General features: G+C 66.2%; 1 protein-coding gene. It reads right to left on the bottom strand.

Features of this window, described 5'->3' with window-relative positions; translation table 11 throughout:
- A partial coding sequence (gene pdxS, locus PV768_RS21840; protein ID WP_421094205.1) for a pyridoxal 5'-phosphate synthase lyase subunit PdxS occupies window positions 1-835 on the bottom strand: 835 nt, incomplete at both ends.

The following is an 835-nucleotide window of genomic DNA, read 5'->3' as shown; positions in this document are numbered from 1 at the left end:
TCGTCGACGTTGATGCCCACCATGGCTTCGCCGAGGCCGCGGGAGGCCTTGGCGATGACGTCGGGGTCATCGAAGAAGGTGGTGGCCTTCACGACGGCGGCGGCGCGCTGGGCCGGGTTGCCGGACTTGAAGATGCCCGAGCCGACGAACACGCCGTCAGCGCCGAGCTGCATCATCATGGCCGCGTCAGCGGGGGTGGCGATGCCGCCGGCGGTGAACAGCACCACCGGAAGCTTGCCGGCGGCGGCAACTTCCTTGACCAGTTCGTACGGTGCCTGCAGTTCCTTGGCCGCAACGTACAGCTCGTCCTCGGGCAGGGCCGCAAGCTTGGCGATCTCGGAACGGATCTGGCGCATGTGGCCGGTGGCGTTCGAGACGTCGCCGGTGCCGGCCTCGCCCTTGGAACGGATCATGGCCGCACCCTCGTTGATGCGGCGCAGTGCCTCACCGAGGTTGGTGGCGCCGCAAACGAAGGGAACCTTGAAGTTCCACTTGTCGATGTGGTTGACATAGTCGGCCGGGGTCAGGACCTCGGACTCGTCGATGTAGTCCACGCCCAGGGACTGCAGGACCTGGGCCTCCACGAAGTGGCCGATCCGGGCCTTGGCCATGACCGGGATGGACACGGCATCGATGATCTTGTCGATCATGTCCGGATCCGACATGCGGGACACGCCGCCCTGGGCACGGATATCGGCCGGAACTCGTTCCAGCGCCATCACAGCAACGGCACCGGCGTCCTCGGCGATGCGGGCCTGTTCGACGTTGACGACGTCCATGATGACGCCGCCCTTGAGCATCTCAGCCATACCGCGCTTCACGCGGTTGCTGCCCG

The organism is Pseudarthrobacter sp. CC4 (assembly GCF_048957775.1).
In the GTDB taxonomy this organism is placed as follows: domain Bacteria; phylum Actinomycetota; class Actinomycetes; order Actinomycetales; family Micrococcaceae; genus Arthrobacter.
This window is presented reverse-complemented; position numbering and strand designations above follow the sequence as displayed.